The following is a 20102-nucleotide window of genomic DNA, read 5'->3' as shown; positions in this document are numbered from 1 at the left end:
ATCACTAACAGAGAGACTGCCCGATGGCTTATCAACCCCAGGAAATCTTCTTCCGCTCCAACGCGCCGGTCACGGTCGACGAGGATCTTTGCATCGCCCATAAAGGCTGCACCGTATGCGTCGACGTCTGCCCGATGGACCTGCTGGCGATCAACCCGGCCACGCAAAAAGCCTACATGGCGTTCGACGAATGCTGGTACTGCATGCCCTGTGAAAAGGACTGCCCGACCGGGGCGGTGAAAGTAGAAATCCCTTACCTGTTGCGCTGACTCACAGGACGCCTTCGCGAGCAGGCTCGCTCCCACAGGGAAATGCATTCCAACAGGGAAATGAAATCTAAATGTGGGAGCGAGCCTGCTCGCGAAGAGGCCAGCCCAGACAACACAAAAGCCATCCGGCAACACCGGACGCAAGCTTCAAACCACCCCTCGTTTCCCACCACGCCCTGATCGTGGCGGAGACGAACATCCAATAAACGATTCGAGGGGATACACCCATGTTGCGTGCAGCATTCGCCGGTCTGGTACTGGCCTCATTCACCCTGTCGGCCTCCGCCGAAACCATCCGCATTGCCATCGGCACCCAGGACACCACCATCAATTGCGCTGCCGGCGGATTGCTGATTCGTGAACTCGGCCTGCTCGACAAATACCTGCCCCACGACGGCCAATACAAAGACGCCAAATATGACGTGGAGTGGAAAAACTTCACCAGCGGCGCACCGCTGACCAACGAAATGGTCGCCGGCAAACTCGACTTTGGCGCCATGGCCGATTTCCCCGGCGCGTTCAACGGCGTGGCGTTCGAAACCGCCGGCAAGCACAGCCTGTTCATCAGCGTGCTCTCGGGCAGCATCAAGGGCAGCGGCAACGGCATTGTGGTACCGAGTGCTTCGGGTGTGCAGTCGTTGTCGGAGTTGAAGGGCAAGACCATTTCCGTACCGTTCGCCTCGACCGCCCATGGCATGTTGCTGCGCGCCGTGGCGGCCCAGGGTTGGGACCCGCTCAAAGACGTCAACATCATCGCCCAGCCGCCAGAAGTCGCAGGCTCGGCGTTGCAGGCCGGGAAAATCGACGCGCACGCCGACTTCGTGCCGTTCGCCGAACTGTTCCCGAGCCGTGGTTTCGCGCGCAAGATTTACGACGGCGCCCAGGCCGGCGCGCCGACCTTCCACGGGGCATTGGTGGATCAGGCGTACGCGAAGAAGTACCCGGAAATCGTCGTCGCTTATCTTCGAGCGAGCATCGAGGCCAATCAGTTGCTCGCGGCTGAGCCGGAGAAGTACAGCGAGTTGATCGCCAAAGTCACCGGGGTCGATGCCGAGGTCAATTACCTGTTCCACGGTCCGCTGGGCGTGCAGACCCGCGACCTGAGCTGGAAACCTGAATACCGTCAGGCGGTCGGCACCGCCATCGATACGCTCAAGCTGTTGAAGAAGGCGGATCGTGGTCTCGATCTCAATACCTTTATCGACGATCAGTACATCCGCGCCGCGTTCAAGGCATCGAATCTGGACTACACGGCGCAACTGGCCAACTACGGGCAAACGCCGTTGAAAGCGGTGGATGCGTCGAGTGGCCAGGCCATCACCGACTTCAGCCATGTCGCGGAAATCTGGGTGCGCGGCGAACCGAAAGTTCGCCAGTACGCCTCGGCACAAGCAGCGTTCACCGCGTTGGCCGGTTTGAAGTCGGAAGGCAAAAACATCCGCGCGGTGTACGCCCAGGCCAGCGACAGCGGGATCAAGCTGCTAGCGGATCAGGCGTGGTTTGCCAGTGATGCAAAAGGACAGCTCAGCGCGTTCCTGCTCAAAGGCCAGGCCCAACAATTCGCCACGGCCCAGGGCGGAAAAGTCTTCGACTTCAGCGAAGCCACCACCCAGGCCGTCGCTATCCGCTAACCCCAAACACACCGCGTTTCCCCTGTGGGAGCGAGCCTGCTCGCGAATGCGATCTGACATTCAACACAGTTGTCGACTGACCCACCGCTTTCGCGAGCAGGCTCGCTCCCACAGGATTTTGAGTTGAGAGGATAATTGTGTACCGATCCTACGCACGCTGGGTTCCAAGGGCCGCTTCACTGCTGCTCTGCCTGCTGTTCTGGCAACTCGCCGCCAGTGCTCACTGGAACCTCGGCCTGGTCACCTTCGCCAACGTCCCGACGCCAGTGGCCGTCATCCACGCCGCATTGGGCCTCGGCGATTCCGGCAAACTTGCCCAGCACCTGAGCAGCAGCCTCAGCCGGGTCTTCGCCGGTTACCTCGCCGCGCTGTTCATTGGCATCGCCCTCGGTCTGGCCATCGGCCGTTCAAAATGGGCCGAAGACTTGCTGTTGCCGCCCTTGGAAGTCCTGCGTCCAATTCCCGCCGTGGCCTGGATTCCCTTGGCGATCCTGATGTTCCCGTCCTCGGAATTGTCGATGGTCTTCATCACCTTCACCGGCGCGTTGTTCCCGATCCTGCTGAACACCGTGCACGGTGTCGAAGGCGTCGACCCACGGCTGATCGCCTCGGCCAAGAGCCTCGGGGCAGGCCGCCGGGCGATTCTGCTGGAGGTGATCCTGCCGGGCGCCGCGCCGAGCATCATCACTGGCCTTGCCATCGGCATGGGCACTTCGTGGTTCTGCCTGGTGACGGCGGAGATGATCTCCGGCCAGTACGGCATCGGCTATTACACCTGGGAGTCCTACACCATCCAGAACTACGCCGACATCGTGGTCGGCATGTTGCTGATCGGTGTGCTCGGGATGGGCAGCAGCCTGCTGATCAAACGTCTCGGCGGGCTGTTCACGCCGTGGCACCGACCACGAGGAAAAGCCTGATGAGCGTGATGCAAACCCCGGAAGGGCGGATCGATATTCGCCACTTGTCCATCGTCCTCGGCGAAGGCCCGCAAGCCTTCGAAGCTGTGCAAGGTCTGGATTGTCAGATTGAAGCGGGGCAGTTCGTGTGCATTCTCGGGCCATCCGGTTGCGGTAAATCGACCTTGCTCGGTGCGCTGGCGGGGCACCTGCAACCGCGCTCCGGCAGCCTGAAAGTCGATGGTGCGAATGTCTCGGGGCCGTCGCCGCAGCGCGGCATGGTGTTCCAGCATCACACGCTGTTTCCGTGGCGAACCGTGCGCGACAACGTTGCCTTTGGCCTGAAGATGCGCGGCATCGGCAAGGCTGAACGCCACAAAGCCGCCGATGAAATCCTTGCCCTGGTCGGCCTCGAAGGTTTTGCCGAGCGTTGGCCGGACCAGCTCTCCGGCGGCATGCAACAACGGGTGGAAATCGCCCGGGTGCTGATCAACCGTCCACGCCTGTTGCTGATGGACGAACCCTTCGGCGCCCTCGACGCGCTGACCCGGTTGAACATGCAGGAACTGTTGCTGGACATCTGGACACGGATTCGCACCACCGTGGTGTTTGTCACCCATGACATCGACGAAGCGTTGTTCCTCGCGGATCGCCTGCTGGTGATGAGTTCGCGCCCCGGCCGGATCATCGAAGACCTGCGTCTCGACTTCCCGAGGCCACGCACCACCGAGCTGGTGACGAGCCATGAGTTTTCCCGCCTGAAGCGCCATTGCCTCGAATTACTGCGTCACGAAGACGGTCGGCAGCTACCGCGCCTGAACCCTCTCGGACTGCCCCCTGAAAACAAACTGCCGCGATTTGCCCTATGACCTCTCTATTTGATGTAACCGACAACGACGACATTCTTGCCCTGCAACCACGCCTGATCGATGACGATCCCGGCGTGCGCCGCATCGCGCTGATTGAACTGGCCGACCTTGAGGAGCCGGACGGCTTGCTGTGGCTGGTCAATCGACTGGCCGAAGACCCCACCGAAGAAGTCCGCGCCGAAGCTGCCCGCTTGCTCGAAGCCTGGGAGGACGAACCCGTGGTCGAAGCGCTGTGCCAGGCGCTGACCGATCCCTCGTCGGCCGTGCAATCGGCTGCCGCACAAAGTCTCAGTTTGCTCAAAAGCGAAGCCGCGGGGCGAGTGATTCTGCCGTGGACCGGGCATGTCGAAGCCAGCGTGCGCATTGCCGCGTTCAGGGCGTTGCGTGAGTTGCGTTACCCCGATGCCGCTGCTGCCGCTTTAGCCGCGTTGACGGATGCCGACGCCAGCGTCCGTCGCGAGGCGGTGGGCGTACTCGGCTGGCTCAAACAGCTCGATGCGTTGCCGGCGTTGGCGAGATTGGCCAGCGCCGATCCCGACACGGAAGTCCGCCGTGCCGCCACTGGCGCCCTCGGTCTGGCCTCCGATGCTCACGTGCTGCCGGCGCTGCGCCAGGCCCTGCAAGATGACGCCTGGCAAGTGCGCGAAGAAGCCGCGACCACGTTGGGCAAAGTCGGCCACAGTGATGCCGGCAGCGCACTGATCGAAGCCTTGAGCGACGATTACTGGCAAGTGCGCCTGCGCGCTACCCGCAGCCTCGGTCGCTTGCGTTACGTGCCGGCCCTCAACGCGTTGATCGAAACCCTCGGCCACCGCATCAGCAACCTGCGCAAGGAAGCTGCGCTGGCCCTCGGCGAATTGAACGACAAAGGCGCGATTGCCCCCTTGCAGGCCGCGCAAGACGACGGCGACCCGGAAGTGCGCAAAGCCGTACGCATTGCCTTGAGTCAGCTGCAATGAACCCGGTGGCCGTGGGTAATTCCCAGGGTAAACAGCAGCTGCGATTGAACTGGCCGGATGGGCGTGAGCAGCGGCTGGATCATGCTGAACTGCGGCGTCAGTGCCCGTGCTCGCAATGCCGGGCGTTTCGCCTGCAAGGGCTGACGGTGAAGGTTGACCCGCGCATCCGCGTGGTGGAGTTGAATTCCCAGGGTTATGGCCTGCAACTGATCTTCAGCGACGGCCACGAACGCGGCATCTACCCGTGGCCCTACCTGGCACAGCTCACTTCTGAATCTACACATATCTAATGTAGGAGCGAGCCTGCTCGCGAAAGCGGCGGGTCAGTCGACATCGATGTTGAAAGTCAGCCCGCCATCGCGAGCAAGCTCGCTCCCACAGGGGCTCGGTGTGGTTCAGAGAGATTTCTGACACCCCGAAAATCAATGTGGGAGTGAGCTTGCTCGCGATAGCGGTGGTTCAGTCGACATCGATGTTGAATGTCAGCCCGCCATCGCGAGCAGGCTCACTCCCACAGGATCGGTGTGGTTCAGAGAGATTTCTGACACCCCGAAAATCAATGTGGGAGCGAGCTTGCTCGCGATAGCGGTGGTTCAGTCGACATCGATGTTGAAAGTCAGTCCGCCATCGCGAGCAGGCTCGCTCCCACAGGATCGGTGTGGTTCAGAGAGATTGCTGACACCCCGAAAATCAATGTGGGAGCGAGCCTGCTCGCGAAAGCGGCGGGTCAGTCGACATCGATGTTGAATGTCAGTCCGCTATCGCGAGCAGGCTCACTCCTACAGGGGGATGTGGGTGAGTCAGAAGGACTTGCTGACGCTCGCCACCACGGTGGCGCTGCACAGGTCGTCGTAGCCCCAGTTGCTGGTGCATTGGCTTTTCGACAGGTCGGTGTCGATGTAACTCAGGCCCAGCATCACGCCGGCCAGTTCGTGGGTCAGTTTGACTTCCCATTCGCGGTACGACTCTTCGCCATGACCGGAGCTTGTGAACATGCGCGGGTCCTTGAAGTCCATGTTGCCGTAGCGCAGTTTCAGGCCGGTGTCATAAGGCAATTGGGTTTCGTACCCGACATAGCTGTACAGCGAGTTCTGCTTGCTGTCGATGCCCGGCGCATCGTCGGAGTAATAGGCGCCGAACTTCACCCCGTAGACGCTGAGAATGCCGTAGACCTCACTCTGGTTGAACTCGCTATCTTTCGGGTACGTGTACCTGAGGTAACCGATGTCCAGATTGACCGCGTCGGTGGCTTCCCAGAACCAACCGGCGTAGTAATCGAGTTCCTGTCGGGTGTTCAAGCCGCCACCGAAATCGACGTTCGAGGTCCAGGCACCCACGTACAAACCCGAGCTGTGGTTCAGGGTGGCACTGGCCTGCACGGCGGGGTCATTGAGTGTCTGCGAAATGCCACGGGTGCGGTAATCGCTCGCCAGGGTCAGGTCCACCAGTACGGAGAAGTCGTCATTCAAGACGATGGCCTGGCTGCTCAACGGCAGCAGACTCAAGGAACCAAGGGCGAACAGGGTGAAAGCTTTCATGAATGCAGTCCCGATATTGTGATTGTTATGGGCAGTTTTTTGTGGCAAGGCTGCGCCGACCCCCGGCGTTGAACGCGGGGACGGGCAGCGGGTTACAGCGGGTTTTTATTAGAGGGTCGGTGCGTAGACTTCGCGCCCGGCGAACCAGGTTTGCAGCACTTGGGTGTCGCTCAGGGCCTTGTTGTCGACGGTGAAGACGTCGCGGTCCAGCACGATGAAGTCAGCTTGCTTGCCTGGGGTCAGCGAACCGATCTGCTTTTCCAGCCCAATGGTGCGCGCGGCGTTCAGGGTGTAGGCGTAGAACATCGTTTCGCGATCCACGGCTTCCTTGATGTTCAGCACGCCCAGCGGGCCGACGCGGGTGATGGCCTGGGCCATGGCGTTCCATGGATTGGGCGACGACACCGGCCAGTCACTGGCGCCCGCGATGGTCGCGCCTTGCTTGAGCAGCGAATGCGCCGGGTATTGATAGCGGAAGGCGAGGGCGCTGACGTAAGGCTTGATCATGTCCGTGGTGTAGTCGTCAGCCGAGGCCCACAGCAGTTGCATCGAGGCGATGACGTTTAGCGGTTTGAACCGCGCAAACTCTTTCGGGTTGACGATTTGCAGGTGGGTGATCGAGTGCGTCACGCCGCTCTGGCGATCCTTGCGCGCCTGTTCGATGCCGTTCAGCGACTCCCGCACCGCGCGATCGCCGATGGCATGGATATGCACCAGCCAGCCGCGCTGGTCGATGGCGCTGACCAGTTCGCCGAAATGCTTCGGATCGATCAGCAATTCGCCCTGTTTGTGCGAGTTGTTGTAAGGGTCGATCATCGCCGCGCTCTGGGCCGGGAATTCGATCACGCCGTCAGCGAAGATCTTGACGCCGGGCAGGGTCAGGTTGGGGATGCCCTGGAACTGCTGGCGAACCTTGTCCAGCGTATCGAGATCGGCCGGTACGCTTTTCGGGTTGGCCACCAGCAAGGCGGCTACGTGGACGCTCATGCCGCCGGTTTCGGCCAGGGCCTTATAGGCCGGCAGCACGCCGACGGTTTTTTCCGTGGGCTTGAGCGCAAACAGTGGTTCCCCGGGTGCGGCGTTGGCGGCGGGGTCCATCCATGCCGTGATACCGAAGCTGTTGTTGTAGCGCACGGCCGATTGGGCGGCCTTGAGCATGTCGGCGGTGCTCGGCACGGGTATTTTCGAGGACACCCGGTCCCAACCGGCGTCCACCAGGAAACCATTGGGGGTGCCGTCGGCGCGTTTGCCGATGGTGTCCGCTTCGGCGGCGGGCAAGGTCTTGAGCAACGCGGCATCAATACCGGCGCGCTTGAGCATGAAGTCGTTGGCCCAGGCCGTGTGGTGGTCGCTGCCGGTGAACACCACGGGCACGTTGGCCCATTCACCGTGGTTGAATTTCTTGCCCAGTGCTTCGGCCTTGGCCCAATACACCGAACTCATGCCGGCGATGGTCAACACATCGCCGTGTTTGGCCTTGCCGTCGTCACGCCAGCCGCGCAGGCGTTTTTCCAATTCGTCGAGCTCGACCACCTCGTCTTCCATGTTGGCCGAGACCATTTCCAGGCCGCCGAAAATCGCGTGGGAATGGGTGTCGATCAGGCCCGGCATCAAGGTTTTGCCGCCGAGGTCGACCACTTTAGTGTCGGGCGTGATCAAGGCTTTGATCTGCGCATCGCTGCCCACTTGCAGCACCTTGCCATCCTGTACCGCCAGCGCCTGTGCCTTCGGTTGGGCACGGTCGGCGGTGAAAATCTTGCCATTGATCAGCACCAGATCGGTGCCTGCCATGGCTTCCATCGAGGCAAAACTCACTGCGGCCATCAATAGATTCGGGATGAATCTTTTCATTGAATGTTTCCTTGTTATTGCGTCTGATGGCCAGATTAGTGGCTGCTGGTGCGCAGCAGAACGCCTTCCTCACGAAAAACGTTTTTGCCGGAATGGAAAAAGTATGGACAAGTTGGGTGCGTTGAAAATGTTCGTGGTCACGGCGCAACTGGGCAGCTTCAGCCGCGCCGCCGAGCAACTGGGCAAGACCCCGTCGGCCCTGACCAAAGCGGTCAACCACCTGGAAGCCGAGCTGGGTGCGCGCTTGTTCGAGCGCAGCACCCGACGGATTCTGCTGACCGAATCCGGGCGGCTCTATCTGGAAACCGCGCGCCAGGTGTTGCAGCGGCTGGAGGAGGCCGGTGAGGAAATTGAACAGCTGCAGCATGGCCTGCGTGGCAATCTGAAAATCACCGCGCCACTGGCTTATGGGCAGGCGTTTCTCGATCAGGTGTGTGGCGGTTTTCTCGAGCAATACCCGCAGATCAATCTGCAGGTGGACCTGTGCGATGAATTCGTCAACCTGCTGGAAAGCGGTTACGACCTGGCCCTGCGCGAAGGCCATGATGATTTGCCGGGGTTGATCGCCCGCGTGGTCGGCAGTAATCGCCTGGCGCTGTGCGGCAGCCCGGCCTATCTGGCGCGCAAGACTTTGCCGGTAACGCCGCAGACCCTCGATGACCACGAATGGCTGCTGTATCGCCATCCGCTGCTCAGCCGAGAATTCTGGTGGGTCGAGCGCGACGGGCAACGCCTGAGCCTGCCGCAGCCGCCCAATCCGCGGTTGCGCAGCGACAATTACGACCTGTTGCTGGCCAACGCATTGGCCGGGCGCGGCTTGTTGCACACCCCGTTGTGGAGCGCCGCGCCGTACATCGCCGATGGCCGGTTGGTGCAGCTGATGGCCGACTACGACATCGACCCGGACAGCTTTGGCCCGCACATTCTGGCGGTGTACCCGAGCCATCGACGGGCGACGGCGAAGGTGTTGGCGTTTATTGATTACATCGCAGGGTTTCTGGCGTCCCGTGGTTTGAGCTGATTGACGGTCCTTGCCAGGAAAAAGCCAAAAGAGTACAAATGTACTCCATGACGACTTTAACTCCCCGCCGTACCGCCATCCTGACCTTTATCCGCGACCGAATCGCGGAGCACGGCCAGTCTCCGAGCCTCGCTGAAATCAGCGAGGCCTTTGGTTTTGCCTCCCGCAGCGTGGCGCGCAAGCACGTGATGGCGCTGACCGAAGCCGGTTTCATCGAGGTCAACCCGCATCAGGCCCGTGGCATTCGTCTGCTCGGGCAACCGGCGCGTCCCGAGTTGCTGGACATCCCGGTACTCGGCCGGGTCGCGGCGGGTGCGCCGATCGGCGCCGATGCCGAAGTGCACAGCCGTTTGCTGCTGGACCCGTCGATCTTCTCGCGGGTGCCGGATTACATGCTGCGGGTTCAGGGCGACTCGATGATCGGGGACGGCATTCTCGACGGCGACCTGGTGGGCGTGCGGCGCAACCCGGAAGCGGTCAATGGCCAGATCGTGGTGGCGCGGCTGGACGGCGAAGTCACCATCAAGCGTTTCGAGCGGGCCGGTGACACGGTTCGCCTGTTGCCGCGCAACCCGGCGTATCAGCCAATCATCGTGCAGCCCGGGCAGGACCTCGCCATCGAAGGGGTGTTCTGCGGCCTGGTGAGGCAAGGGTGATGGGCGCCGTCGTTGCGCTGGATACGCTGTTCAATGGCGGCCAGGTCTGGAAGGGCCGGCCTGCGCCACCGGCCGTCAGCCCACAACCCACCGGGCATGCCGCGCTGGATGCGGCATTGCCCATCGGGGGCTGGCCGGAAGCGGCGCTGACCGAAATCCTCCTGGCCGGGCAGGGCGTCGGCGAGTTGCAACTGGTGTGGCCGGCACTGGCGCGGTTGTCGGCGGCGGGCGAGCGCATCGTGCTGGTGGCGCCGCCTTACGTGCCGTACCCCCAGGCGTGGCAGAACGCCGGGGTCGATCTGCGCCAATTGTCGATCATCCAGGCCAGCGAGCGCGATGCCTTGTGGGCCGCGGAACAATGCCTGCGCTCGGGCAGTTGCGGCGCCGTGCTGTGCTGGCCGCACAAGGTCGATGACCGGGCGTTGCGCCGCTTGCAGGTGGCGGCGGAAACCGGCTCGACCCTGGCGTTCGCCTACCGCTCGATCCATGAAGCCGTCAACCCTTCGCCCGCCGCGCTGCGCATTGCCATCGATGCCAGACCTGCGCAATTGCGTGTGCTCAAGTGCCGGGGCGGGCTCGCGCGTTCGGCGCCGATTGCCTTCCCCGTGGGGCATTGAGGTTGCCATGCGCTGGGTCTGTATTCTTTTCCCGCAATTGGCGCTGGACGCGGTGCTGCGTCAGCGCCCCGATCCCGATGAGCCGCTGGCGCTGCTGACCGGCCCGGCGCAGCGCCGGGTGTTGCAAGCGGTCAACGCATCGGCGCGCGCACTGGGCTTGCGTCCGGGGCAGTCGATGACCGCCGCGCAGGCCTTGAGCAAAGGCTTTGCCACGGCCGAATACGACGCCGCCGAGATCGAACACTGGCAGCAGTTTCTGGCCGCCTGGGCCTATCGCTTCAGCTCTCAGGTCAGCGTGCATTACCCGCGTGCCGTGGTGTTTGAAATCGAGTCCAGCCTGGGCTTGTTCGGGCCGTGGCCAACCTTCGAGGCACGGTTGCGCGCTGAACTCGGCGAGCTGGGCTTTCGCCATCGGATCGTCGCGGCGCCCAACCCGGTGGCCGCGCGGGTGCTGGCCAACGTGTATGACGGGCTGGTGGTGCCGGACAACGATGCCTTGCAGCACCATCTCGGGCAATTGCCCGTCGACCGCATCGCGTTGGAGCCCGTGGTGGCCACGGCGTTATCGCGCATGGGTTTGCGCACCTTGAGTCAGGTGCAGGCGCTGCCACGACAGAGCCTGGCCCGACGTTTCGAAGCCCAGGTGCTCAAGCACCTGGACGCGTTGACGGGGGCGCGCCGACTGGCCCTGGCGTTCTACCTGCCACCAGACCGTTTCGACGTGCGCATCGAACTCAATTTCGACGTGCAGTCGCATCAGGCGTTGCTGTTTCCGTTGCGCCGGTTGACTGGCGACCTGTCGGCCTTTCTCTGCGGTCGGGACAGCGGCGTGCAACGTTTCGACCTGCACCTGGAACACGCCGGCCTGCCGGATTCGGTGATCAAGGTCGGCTTGCTCAGCGCCGAGCGCGATCCGGCCATGCTCTTCGAACTGGCCCGGGGACGACTGGAACAGGTCCAGGTCGAAGCCCCGGTGCGCGGTTTTCGGCTGCGTGCCGAAGACTTGCCGAGCTTCGTCCCGCAGTATCAGGAGCTGTTCGACGATCGCCCGCAGCAATCCTTGCCGTGGGAGCAACTGCGCGAACGCTTGCGCGCGCGGCTCGGCGATGAGGCGGTGCACGGCTTGCGCTTCCAGGCCGATCACCGGCCGGAGTGCGCGTGGCAGGCGCGGGTCGACAGTCAACTGTGCGCGGGGTTGCCGGGTGTGCAGCGCCCAGGTTGGTTGCTGACGGAACCGCAGGCGATCCACGAAAGCTCGACGCGCATCCTCATGGGCCCGGAGCGCATCGAGACAGGCTGGTGGGACGGCGCCGACGTGCGCCGCGATTACTACCTGGTCGAAACCCGCTCCGGCCAGCAGGGTTGGGCGTATCGTGCGGTGGGTGAGGGCGGGCCGTTGTGGCTGCAAGGCTGGTTCGCATGAGCATCGACTACGCCGAGTTGCACTGCCTGTCGAACTTCAGCTTCCAGCGTGGCGCCTCCAGCGCCCTCGAACTCTTTCAACGGGCAAAAAAGCACGGCTATCAGGCGCTGGCGATCACCGATGAATGCACCTTGGCCGGCATCGTCCGCGCCTGGCAAGCGGCCAAATCGGTGGAGCTGCCACTGATCATCGGCAGCGAAATTCGCATCGAGAACGGCCCGAAACTGGTGCTGCTGGTGGAGAACCTTGAGGGCTACCAGACCCTGTGCCGGCTGATTACCCGGGCGCGGCGCCGCACGCAAAAAGGCCAGTATCAGGTGCTGCGTGAAGACTTCAGCGAACCGACGCCGGGGTTGTTGGTGTTGTGGGTGCCGGACGCTGTCGATGACTTCGAACAGGGCCACTGGCTGCAACAGACCTTCGCCGAACGCCTGTGGTTGAGCGTCCAGTTGCATTGCGGCCAGGACGATACCCGGCGCCTGGAGGCGCTGCTGACCCTGGCCCGGGAACTGCGAATTCCCGCGGTGGCCAGCGGCGATGTGCACATGCACACCCGTGGCCGGCGCGCCTTGCAGGACACCATGACCGCGATCCGTCATCACCTGCCGGTGGCCGAAGCCGGGCTGCGCCTTCACCCCAATGGCGAGCGGCATGTGCGCAGCCTGGAGGTTTTGCAAACCATCTACCCACAAGCCTTGCTCGCTGAAACGCTGGCCATTGCCCGGCGCTGCACCTTCGACCTTGGGCAGCTGCGTTATCAGTACCCACGGGAGTTGGTGCCGCAAGGCCAGACAGCCACGTCCTGGCTACGTCATTTGACGGATGAGGGCATTGCATGGCGCTGGCCAAAAGGCCCGAAAACGGCGGTGCTGAGGCAGATCGACAAGGAACTGCAGCTGATCGCCGAACTGGGCTACGAGAGCTATTTCCTGACGGTGCACGACATTGTGCGGTTTGCCCGTGGCCAGCATATTCTGTGTCAGGGCCGGGGGTCGGCGGCCAACTCGGCGGTGTGTTTTGCCTTGGGCATCACGGAAATCGACCCGGACCGCACCACGTTGCTGTTCGAGCGTTTTCTCTCCAAGGAGCGCAACGAGCCGCCGGACATCGACGTCGATTTCGAACATGAGCGCCGCGAAGAAGTCTTGCAGTACGTGTTCCAGCGTTATGGCCGCACGCGCGCGGCGTTGACGGCGGTGGTCAGCACGTATCACGCGGCGGGCGCGGTGCGTGACGTGGCCAAGGCGTTGGGTTTGCCGCCGGACCAGATCAATGCGCTGGCCGATTGCTGCGGCCACTGGAGTGATACCGCGCCGCCCGTGGAACGCCTGCTGGAAGGCGGCTTCGACCCCGAAAGCCCGGTATTGCGCCGGGTCTTGAGCCTGACCCAACAGTTGATCGGCTTCCCTCGACACTTGTCGCAGCACCCCGGTGGTTTCGTGATTTCCGAGCAGCCGCTGGACAGCCTGGTGCCGGTGGAAAACGCCGCCATGGCCGAGCGCACGATCATTCAGTGGGACAAGGACGACCTCGATGCGGTCGGTCTGCTCAAAGTCGATATTCTGGCCTTGGGCATGCTCAGCGCGATCCGCCGCTGTTTTGATCTGCTGCGTCGTCACCGCAACCTTGACCTGAGCCTGGCGACGATCCCGCCCGAAGATTCGGCCACCTACGACATGATTGGCCATGCCGACACCATCGGCGTGTTCCAGATCGAGTCCCGGGCACAGATGTCGATGCTGCCCAGGCTCAAGCCGCGCAAGTTCTATGACCTGGTGATCGAGGTGGCCATCGTCCGTCCGGGCCCGATTCAGGGGGGGATGGTCCATCCGTACCTGCGCCGTCGAAACAAGGAAGAGCCGGAAACCTATCCCTCGCCGGAACTTGAAGCGGTGCTCAAGCGCACCTTGGGCGTGCCGCTGTTCCAGGAACAGGTCATGCAGATCGCCATCGTCGCCGCCGACTACAGCCCCGGCGAGGCCGACCAGTTGCGGCGCTCCATGGCGGCCTGGAAGCGCCATGGCGGGCTGGAGCCGCACAAGGATCGATTGGCCGCAGGGATGAAGAAAAACGGCTACACGGCCGAGTTCGCCGCGCAGATCTTCGAGCAGATCAAAGGCTTCGGCAGCTACGGTTTCCCCGAGTCCCACGCCGCCAGTTTCGCCTTGCTGACGTACGCCAGTTGCTGGCTGAAATGCCACGAGCCGGCGGCTTTTGCCTGTGCGCTGATCAACAGCTGGCCGATGGGTTTCTACAGCCCGGACCAGATTCTCCAGGACGCGCGCCGGCATCATTTGCAGATCCGCCCGGTGGATGTGCGCGCCAGTGACTGGGATTGCAGCCTCGAACCGGTCACCGTCGGGCAACCGGCGATCCGCATGGGGTTGCGGATGATCAAGGGCTTTCGCGAAGACGATGCCCGGCGCATCGAAGCGGCGCGCGCGCGGGGGGTGTTTGTCGACATCGCCGACCTCGGCGAGCGTGCGCGACTGGATGCCCGCGCCCAGGAACAACTGGCTGATGCCGGTGCGTTGCGGGGCCTGGCCGGTGACCGGCATCGGGCGCGCTGGGAGGTGGCGGGGGTACAAAAGCAACTCGGTTTGTTTGCCGGCCTGCCGCGTCAGGAAGAGGACGTCGTGTCGTTGCCCAAACCCAGCGTCGGCGAAGACCTGCAAGCCGATTACGCCAGCGTCGGCACCACCCTCGGCCCACATCCGCTGGCGTTGTTGCGTGGTGAACTGAAAGCCCGGCGCTGCCGCAGTTCGCAAGAACTGATGACGGTCGAACACGGGCGACCGGTCAGTGTCGCGGGGCTGGTGACGGGGCGGCAACGGCCGGGCACCGCCAGTGGCGTGACCTTCGTGACCCTGGAAGACGAGTTCGGCAACGTCAACGTGGTGGTCTGGCGCGACCTGGCCGAGCGGCAACGCCAGGTGCTGGTCGGCTCGCAATTGCTCAAGGTCGATGGTCGCTGGGAAAAGGTAGGCGAGGTTCGCCACCTGATTGCCGGGCGCCTGAGCGACCTGAGCTCATTGCTCGACGGCATCAGCGTGCGCAGCCGGGATTTCCGTTGAATGCGAAATGTGTGGCTCCCACAGATCCCCCTGTGGGAGCGAGCCTGCTCGCGAAGAGGCCCTGTCATCTGACATTGATGTCGACTGGAGGACCGCTTTCGCGAGCAGGCTCGCTCCCACCTTTTGGGTGATGGCTAGCGTTTGACACTCGCCACAAAAGCCCGGATGGTTTGAATCAGCTAACCTCTATGAAACCATTTGACCTCGGCGATGCTCGAAACAAACGGGCTGCGTCGTCTTCACACCGTCGCGATCCCTTGAGCCAGTTCATCTACAGGGACTAAGAGCCAGTCAATGCAGTTTTTAGACGAAAGCCACGGGTGTGCCGGCTGGAACGGCGAAATGGCCGGGCGTATACGTGCGTTCGACTGGGGCCAGACCGAACTGGGCAGCCTCGACACCTGGCCCGCGAGCCTGTGCAGCACGGTGCAATTGATGCTGGCCTCGCCACTGCCGATGGTGATGCTCTGGGGCCACGCCGGGTACATGATCTACAACGATGCCTACTCCGAATTCGCCGGTGGCCGCCATCCTTACCTATTGGGCTCGCCGGTGGAACTGGGCTGGCCGGAAGTCGCCGAATTCAATCGCAATGTGGTCGACACCTGCCTGGCGGGCGGCACCTTGTCCTACCGCAATAAAGAGCTGGTGTTGCTGCGCGACGGCATCCCCGAAGACGTCTGGCTCGACCTCTATTACAGCCCGGTCGCCAATGACGAAGGCAAGCCCGCCGGCGTCATGGCGATGGTGGTCGAGACCACCGAACACGTGATTTCCGAACGCCGCCGCCAGGCTGCCGAAGACGCCTACCGCGCCGACAATGAACGGGTGCGCCTGGCACTCAATGCCGGCGCCTTGCTCGGCTCGTTCGTCTGGGACATCAAGGCCAACCGGCTCTCCGGTGACGAGCGTTTCGCCCGCACCTTCTCCTATCCCGCCAATCAGGACCTGGCCGATTTGCCGACAGATGTCGCCGAAGCCAAGATCCACCCCGACGACCTCAGTTGGGTGCAGGAGCAGGTCAATCAGTCGGTCGAAACCGGCGAGTCTTTCAATGCCGAATACCGCGTTTTGCGCCCGGACGGCACTTACCTGTGGGTGCAGGCGAGCGGTTGCTGCGAGTTCAATGAACAGGGCGAGCCGTTCCGCTTTCCCGGCGTATTGATTGACATCCATGAACGCAAGTCCGCCGAAGAATCCTTGCTCAGGTTCACCCGCAATCTGGAACAGCGCGTCGCCGATGAAGTGGAAGCGCGGCTGGCCGCTGAAGAACAATTGCGCCAATCGCAGAAGCTCGAAGCCATTGGCGGCCTCACCGGTGGCGTGGCCCACGACTTCAATAACCTGTTGCAAGTGATCGCCGGCAACCTGCATTTGCTGGCGCGGCATGAGCCGGACAACGCCAACGTGCAGCGCCGGGTCAAAGCCTCGATTGCCGCGGTTGAGCGTGGCGCCAAATTGTCTTCGCAATTGCTCGCGTTTGCCCGCCGCCAGCCACTGTCGCCAGCGGTGTGCAATCCGCGGCAGGTGTTCGACGGCCTGGCGGAATTGTTGCAACGAGCGCTGGGCGAAACCCTGCAGATCAAGGTGCGTGCGCCGGCAGAACCCTGGCACATCTTCGTCGATCGCAATCAGCTGGAAAACGCCATTCTCAACCTGGCGATCAATGCCCGTGATGCGATGAAAGGCGAGGGGACCATCGGCCTGAGTGCCGAACACATCGCCCTCGACCAGAAGTTTTGCGCAGGCAAGGGCATCGTGGCCGGCGACTACGTGTGTGTCGCGGTGGCTGACACCGGTATCGGCATGCCGCCACAGGTGCTCGCGCAAGCCTTCGAACCGTTTTTCACCACCAAGGCCGACGGCCAGGGCACGGGGCTGGGGTTGAGCATGGTGTTCGGTTTCGTCAAACAGAGCGGCGGGCACATCGAGATTTCCAGTACCGAGGGGCAGGGCACTCGGGTGAAGTTGTACTTTCCGCGTAGCCTGCGAGCAGCGCCCAGTGAAATCACGCAGCATGATCCGCAGCAGCGCGGTGGTCATGAATCGATTTTGGTGGTCGAAGACAACGATGCGGTCCGCGCTTCGGCGGTGGAGTTGCTGCGCGAAGAAGGCTATCAGGTGCTGACGGCGGCCAACGGCGACCAGGCGATGCAGATGCTGCTGGAGGGCGCGGCGGTGGAGCTGATTTTCACCGACGTGGTCATGCCCGGCCTGATCAAGAGTGCGGACCTGGCCGCATGGGCCAAAGTGCAGAATCCGCCGGTGGCGGTGTTGTTCACCTCGGGGCATACCCGTGACATTATCTCGCGCAACCACCAACTCAGCCCTGACACGCATTTGCTGAGCAAGCCTTACGGGCCTGAGTCACTGACCCGCATGGTGCGTACGGTGCTCAATGGTTGACACACCACGCTCCCACAAGGGGATGTGTGTTTTCAGTTATTTCATTAAGGGCTTCCGATGACATCCAGGCGCACCTCCAACCCTCCCTCCGGCATGGTCAGGGTGCGCGGCGCCCGGGAACACAACCTCAAGAACATCGACGTCGACATTCCCCGCGATGCGCTGGTGGTGTTTACCGGTGTCTCCGGTTCGGGCAAGTCTTCGTTGGCGTTCTCGACCCTCTACGCCGAAGCACAGCGCCGCTATTTCGAATCCGTGGCGCCTTATGCGCGGCGGCTGATCGACCAGGTCGGCGTACCGGATGTCGATTCCATCGAAGGCCTGCCGCCGGCCGTGGCCTTGCAACAACAGCGGGGCACGCCGAGCACGCGGTCTTCGGTGGGCAGTGTGACGACGCTGTCGAGCCTGATCCGCATGCTCTACTCGCGGGCCGGCAGTTATCCGCCGGGACAGGCGATGCTGTACGCCGAAGACTTCTCGCCCAACACCCCACAGGGCGCATGCCCTGAGTGTCATGGGCTGGGCCGGGTTTATGACGTCACCGAAGCACTGATGGTCCCCGACCCGAGCCTGACCATCCGCCAACGCGCGGTCGCTTCCTGGCCCACGGCCTGGCAAGGGCAGAACCTGCGCGACATCCTCGTGACCATGGGCTACGACGTCGATGTCCCGTGGCGTGAGCTGCCGAAAAAACAGCGCGACTGGATCCTCTTCACCGAAGAAACACCGACGGTGCCTGTGTATGCCGGGTTTACCCCGGAAGAAACCCGCGTCGCGCTCAAGCGCAAAATGGAACCGAGTTATCAGGGCACGTTCACTGGCGCCCGCCGCTACATCCTGCACACCTTCACCCACTCGCAAAGTGCGCTGATGAAGAAGCGCGTTTCGCAATTCATGCTCGGCAGCCCGTGCCCACTGTGTGACGGCAAACGGCTCAAGCGCGAGGCGTTGTCGGTGACGTTCGCGGGGTACGACATCGGCGAGTTATCGCAGATGCCGTTGCTGCAAGTGGCCGCGGTGCTGAAACCGGTGGCGGCGCACAGTTACCTGGAACAGGCCGATGAGGCGGGCGAGGTGTTGACCCACCGGCAAACCCGCGAGGCCCGGGAAGCGCGGGTTGCCCACGGTGCCAGCGGGCATGCCAATGCGCCGGACGTGCGTCACACGCCGAATCTGTCGGTAGAGAAACGCCTGGCCGCGCAACGCATCGCCCAGGATCTGCTGGAACGGGTCAGCACCCTGACGGACCTGGGCCTCGGTTACCTGGCACTGGAACGCAGCACACCGACGCTGTCCTCCGGCGAGTTGCAGCGCCTGCGGCTGGCGACGCAATTGGGTTCGCAATTGTTCGGTGTGATCTACGTGCTGGATGAGCCTTCGGCCGGCCTGCACCCAGCAGATGGCGAGGCGTTGTTTGAAGCGCTGCAACGCCTGAAGGCCGCTGGCAATACGCTGTTTGTGGTTGAGCATGATCTGGAAACCATGCGCCGCGCCGACTGGTTGATCGATGTCGGCCCGGCGGCGGGCGAGAACGGTGGCCAGATCCTCTACAGCGGCCCACCGCCAGGGTTGGCCGCAGTGACGAACTCACAGACCCGCGCCTACCTGTTTGCCGAACAGGTCGCCGAAACCCGTGCCAGCCGCAAGGCTACGGATTGGCTAAGACTGGAGGGCATCACCCGCAACAACCTGAACAACCTCAGCGTCGAGTTTCCGCTGGGCTGTTTTACCGCCGTGACGGGCGTGTCCGGTTCCGGTAAGTCGAGCCTGGTCAGTCAGGCTTTGCTGGAACTGGTTGGCGCGCATTTAGGACGGTCTGCCAGCGAAAACGAAGCTGAGGCGTTGAGCCTTGAGGACGATGCGCCGCAGGTAAGTGGGGGCCAGGTCACGGCGGGGCTGGAGTCGATCAAGCGTTTGGTGCAAGTCGACCAGAAACCCATCGGCCGCACACCGCGTTCCAATCTGGCGACCTACACCGGGCTGTTCGACAACGTGCGCAAGTTGTACGCCGCCACGCCGCAGGCGCAGGCCGAAGGCTACGACGCCGGGCAGTTTTCCTTTAACGTCGCCAAGGGCCGCTGCGCGACCTGTGAAGGTGAAGGCTTCGTCAGCGTCGAATTGTTGTTCATGCCCAGCGTCTATGCGCCATGCCCGACGTGTCACGGCGCCCGCTACAACCCCGAGACACTGGCGATCACCTGGCAAGGATTGAACATCGCGCAGGTGTTGCAGCTGACGGTGGATGAAGCGGTCGAGGTGTTCGCCGAGCAGCCGGGAATTCGTCGTTCACTGGAGGTGTTGCGGGATATCGGGTTGGGTTATTTGCGCCTGGGGCAGCCGGCGACGGAGTTGTCGGGTGGTGAAGCGCAGCGGATCAAATTGGCGACGGAGCTGCAACGCAATCAGCGTGGGGCGACGTTGTATGTGCTTGATGAGCCCACGACCGGTTTGCATCCACGAGATGTGGATCGGTTGCTGGAGCAGTTGAATACGCTGGTGGTGGCGGGGCACACGGTGATCGTGGTCGAGCATGAAATGCGCGTGGTGGCGCAGAGTGACTGGGTGATCGACATCGGACCGGGGGCGGGGGATCAGGGCGGGAAAATCGTCGTGGCCGGTGCGCCGCAGACCGTGGCTAAAAGCAAGAAGAGCCGGACTGCGCAGTTTTTGGCGCGTGTGCTTGGCAGGGGTTGATGGGGTGATCTTGCTGGCCTCATCGCGAGCAGGCTCGCTCCCACATTGGAATGTGGTTGGCTGTGGGGGATGAGCTGGGCAGGGGTTGATGGGTTGTTTTTGCTGGCCTCATCGCGAGCAGGCTCGCTCCCACATTGGAATGTGGTTGGCTGTGGGGGATGAGCCTGGCAGGGCTTGATGGGTTGTTTTTGCTGG

At 62.7% G+C, this 20102-nt stretch carries 15 protein-coding genes; 13 read left to right on the top strand and 2 right to left on the bottom strand.

The features are described from left to right. Nucleotides 1-23: 23 nt before the first annotated feature. The 6 genes from AC07N8_RS25755 (at nt 24) to AC07N8_RS25730 (ending at nt 4917) form a co-directional block, all read left to right on the top strand. Complete coding sequence (locus AC07N8_RS25755) at nt 24-269, top strand: 4Fe-4S dicluster domain-containing protein (protein WP_007946457.1); 246 nt, start codon at nt 24-26, stop codon at nt 267-269. A 227-nt stretch (nt 270-496) separates the two neighbouring features. Further along, complete coding sequence (locus AC07N8_RS25750; RefSeq protein WP_483843652.1) at nt 497-1900, top strand: ABC transporter substrate-binding protein; 1404 nt, start codon at nt 497-499, stop codon at nt 1898-1900. 137 nt (nt 1901-2037) lie between these two features. Beyond that, nucleotides 2038-2820 (top strand): ABC transporter permease, encoded by a 783-nt coding sequence (locus AC07N8_RS25745; protein ID WP_493146410.1) that lies wholly within the window; start codon nt 2038-2040, stop codon nt 2818-2820. Further along, on the top strand, nt 2820-3668 hold the full coding sequence (locus AC07N8_RS25740) for an ABC transporter ATP-binding protein (protein ID WP_493146406.1): 849 nt from the start codon (nt 2820-2822) through the stop codon (nt 3666-3668). Before AC07N8_RS25745 ends, AC07N8_RS25740 begins: the two co-directional genes overlap by 1 nt. Then, on the top strand, nt 3665-4627 hold the full coding sequence (locus AC07N8_RS25735; RefSeq protein ID WP_493146402.1) for a HEAT repeat domain-containing protein: 963 nt from the start codon (nt 3665-3667) through the stop codon (nt 4625-4627). The genes AC07N8_RS25740 and AC07N8_RS25735 overlap by 4 nt, the downstream gene beginning before the upstream one ends. Next, complete coding sequence (locus tag AC07N8_RS25730; protein ID WP_483843656.1) at nt 4624-4917, top strand: DUF971 domain-containing protein; 294 nt, start codon at nt 4624-4626, stop codon at nt 4915-4917. The genes AC07N8_RS25735 and AC07N8_RS25730 overlap by 4 nt, the downstream gene beginning before the upstream one ends. A gap of 510 nt (nt 4918-5427) precedes the next feature. Here the strand turns inward: AC07N8_RS25730 and AC07N8_RS25725 are convergent. Both AC07N8_RS25725 and AC07N8_RS25720 read right to left on the bottom strand, forming a co-directional pair. Then, entirely contained in the window at nt 5428-6165 is a 738-nt protein-coding gene (locus AC07N8_RS25725; RefSeq protein ID WP_483843657.1) for a TorF family putative porin, read from the bottom strand. Nucleotides 6166-6273: 108 nt separating this feature from the next. Continuing rightward, on the bottom strand, nt 6274-8016 hold the full coding sequence (locus tag AC07N8_RS25720; protein WP_493146398.1) for an amidohydrolase: 1743 nt from the start codon (nt 8014-8016) through the stop codon (nt 6274-6276). Nucleotides 8017-8119: 103 nt separating this feature from the next. On the opposite strand from AC07N8_RS25720, the gene AC07N8_RS25715 reads away from it, so the two are divergent. The 7 genes from AC07N8_RS25715 to AC07N8_RS25685 all read left to right on the top strand — a co-directional run bounded on the left by AC07N8_RS25715 (nt 8120) and on the right by AC07N8_RS25685 (nt 19907). Beyond that, nucleotides 8120-9037, top strand: a complete 918-nt coding sequence (locus tag AC07N8_RS25715; protein WP_483843659.1) for a LysR family transcriptional regulator — start codon at nt 8120-8122, stop codon at nt 9035-9037. 38 nt (nt 9038-9075) lie between these two features. Beyond that, entirely contained in the window at nt 9076-9693 is a 618-nt protein-coding gene (lexA, locus tag AC07N8_RS25710) for a transcriptional repressor LexA (RefSeq protein WP_493146395.1), read from the top strand. After that, nucleotides 9693-10310 (top strand): translesion DNA synthesis-associated protein ImuA, encoded by a 618-nt coding sequence (gene imuA, locus AC07N8_RS25705; protein ID WP_483843660.1) that lies wholly within the window; start codon nt 9693-9695, stop codon nt 10308-10310. Before lexA ends, imuA begins: the two co-directional genes overlap by 1 nt. Before the next feature lie 7 nt (nt 10311-10317). Next, entirely contained in the window at nt 10318-11733 is a 1416-nt protein-coding gene (locus AC07N8_RS25700; protein WP_493146389.1) for a Y-family DNA polymerase, read from the top strand. After that, on the top strand, nt 11709-14807 hold the full coding sequence (locus tag AC07N8_RS25695; RefSeq protein WP_493146387.1) for an error-prone DNA polymerase: 3099 nt from the start codon (nt 11709-11711) through the stop codon (nt 14805-14807). The genes AC07N8_RS25700 and AC07N8_RS25695 overlap by 25 nt, the downstream gene beginning before the upstream one ends. A gap of 294 nt (nt 14808-15101) precedes the next feature. Further along, the gene (locus AC07N8_RS25690) at nt 15102-17213 is read left to right on the top strand and encodes a hybrid sensor histidine kinase/response regulator (protein ID WP_493146384.1); all 2112 of its coding nucleotides are present in this window, start codon (nt 15102-15104) and stop codon (nt 17211-17213) included. A 57-nt stretch (nt 17214-17270) separates the two neighbouring features. After that, entirely contained in the window at nt 17271-19907 is a 2637-nt protein-coding gene (locus AC07N8_RS25685; protein WP_493146382.1) for an excinuclease ABC subunit UvrA, read from the top strand. The last annotated feature ends 195 nt before the right edge of the window (nt 19908-20102 follow it).

The organism is Pseudomonas sp. GW821-FHT10C09, assembly GCF_059415465.1.
This window is presented reverse-complemented; position numbering and strand designations above follow the sequence as displayed.

Coding starts and splice junctions, on each gene's coding strand:
- AC07N8_RS25755 (WP_007946457.1), top strand. CDS start 24: ATGGCTTATCAACCCCAGGAAATCTTCTTCCGCTCCAACGCGCCGGTC.
- AC07N8_RS25750 (WP_483843652.1), top strand. CDS start 497: ATGTTGCGTGCAGCATTCGCCGGTCTGGTACTGGCCTCATTCACCCTG.
- AC07N8_RS25740 (WP_493146406.1), top strand. CDS start 2,820: ATGAGCGTGATGCAAACCCCGGAAGGGCGGATCGATATTCGCCACTTG.
- AC07N8_RS25735 (WP_493146402.1), top strand. CDS start 3,665: ATGACCTCTCTATTTGATGTAACCGACAACGACGACATTCTTGCCCTG.
- AC07N8_RS25730 (WP_483843656.1), top strand. CDS start 4,624: ATGAACCCGGTGGCCGTGGGTAATTCCCAGGGTAAACAGCAGCTGCGA.
- AC07N8_RS25725 (WP_483843657.1), bottom strand. CDS start 6,165: ATGAAAGCTTTCACCCTGTTCGCCCTTGGTTCCTTGAGTCTGCTGCCG.
- AC07N8_RS25720 (WP_493146398.1), bottom strand. CDS start 8,016: ATGAAAAGATTCATCCCGAATCTATTGATGGCCGCAGTGAGTTTTGCC.
- AC07N8_RS25715 (WP_483843659.1), top strand. CDS start 8,120: ATGGACAAGTTGGGTGCGTTGAAAATGTTCGTGGTCACGGCGCAACTG.
- lexA (WP_493146395.1), top strand. CDS start 9,076: ATGTACTCCATGACGACTTTAACTCCCCGCCGTACCGCCATCCTGACC.
- imuA (WP_483843660.1), top strand. CDS start 9,693: ATGGGCGCCGTCGTTGCGCTGGATACGCTGTTCAATGGCGGCCAGGTC.
- AC07N8_RS25700 (WP_493146389.1), top strand. CDS start 10,318: ATGCGCTGGGTCTGTATTCTTTTCCCGCAATTGGCGCTGGACGCGGTG.
- AC07N8_RS25690 (WP_493146384.1), top strand. CDS start 15,102: ATGCAGTTTTTAGACGAAAGCCACGGGTGTGCCGGCTGGAACGGCGAA.
- AC07N8_RS25685 (WP_493146382.1), top strand. CDS start 17,271: ATGACATCCAGGCGCACCTCCAACCCTCCCTCCGGCATGGTCAGGGTG.